Origin of the sequence: Thermocladium sp. ECH_B (genome assembly GCA_001516585.1) — an archaeon.
GTDB lineage: Archaea > Thermoproteota > Thermoprotei > Thermoproteales > Thermocladiaceae > Thermocladium.
In genome coordinates this window covers 1-1,296 of the sequence record LOBW01000146.1, presented here as the reverse complement: position 1 = coordinate 1,296, position 1,296 = coordinate 1, and the positions used below count along the sequence as shown (strand labels likewise).

At 50.6% G+C, this 1,296-nt stretch carries 1 pseudogene; it reads right to left on the bottom strand.

Annotation, left to right across the window (positions count from 1 at the left end):
- Positions 1–308: pseudogene (locus tag AT710_09835) on the bottom strand.
- Positions 309–1,296 lie beyond the last annotated feature (988 nt).

Here is a 1,296-nt window from a genome sequence, read left to right as displayed (position 1 = left end):
TGGCCCTCTCTCAGAGTCTTAACTTCCTGCCATAGCTTTTCCACGTTCTGCCATAGCTTCTCCTGGCCCTCTCTCAGAGTCTTAACTTCCTGCCATAGCTTTTCCACGTTCTGCCATAGCTTTTCTACACTTTGCCATAGCTTTTCTTGGCCCTCTCTTAGGGCCTTAACCTCTGCCGCCAAATTGTCCACGCTTTGTTGTAGGCTGTTTAATTTGTCGAGAAGTCCGAGTTTGGCGGCTACAGCTAAGCGGAATTCTTCATCTTTGTCGAGTAGCTCTAGGAAGCGTTTCTTAATCGAGGTACTCAAATCACTCCAAATAATGAACTCCCAAAAATAATATATAGGTTTTCATCGAGGACTGGTAAGCGGGCTACTCACTCCCCCCGGTGGATCAAAATCCGTCACCTCGAAGATGATGTTCTGGGAGAGTGTCAAGTGAACAGCTAGTGTACCACTACTAGTTCCAGAGGTCTAAGATTTTTTCTTATATTAGTTTGTTGTGGAAGCCCCTTTTCCTTGGTGTAGTCAAAGACTCAACAGAACTTGAATTACAGCATGACGGTAGCGGGGACTCTGGGGGATAACCCGATTCAAAACACCATCCTCTTCTTTGTCTGCCAAGGAACCTGGGCTTTGTGTAGTGCTTGTGAGGCCCCAGACCTGACGGGCTGCCCCCAGTTAACTGTGACCAGCTTCAGGGGTCTACCGTCACCCCTCACTCCCCGTCGACCGCGGTCGTGTTCACGTTGCTACGTATTAAAGCTGAGTTCTCCGTCAACCTCCTTCACCCACTACACCACGCTCGACTTCGAGACTGGGCTATTGAACACTCCGGATAGCCATGAAGCTCAGCCCAAACGCGTCGAGTAGAGCCCCTGCGAACTTAAACCCGAGCTTTTTCTCTCAAATCTAAATTTTTGGACTCCGCGACAATAGTGTCCAGATTGGATGATGGTGGGGTTTTACTCTAAGTAGGTATGCGTAGGTACATATCATTGTACCTGTCGTACGCGTAGTGGAGCTTGGGCTTCAGCGCATCATTTAGGGAGCTCACGGGTTCATTGGCCCCACTCCGCTCCGCCCCTGTCAGGACGCACCCACTCACCCACTCACACGCCTTCCACGTCGCCGGGGAAGGCCTCATATCGTGGGGAGCGCCCTCCATCTTCAGTCTCCCCTCCTGTGCATGTACGCCTCCCTCTCTTCCTTAGCCGAGGTCTTGGGTCTTCGCTATCACCCTACTGCCCATGCACAACCGGATTGTTCAAATCCAGAAATCTATATAAACCTGTCT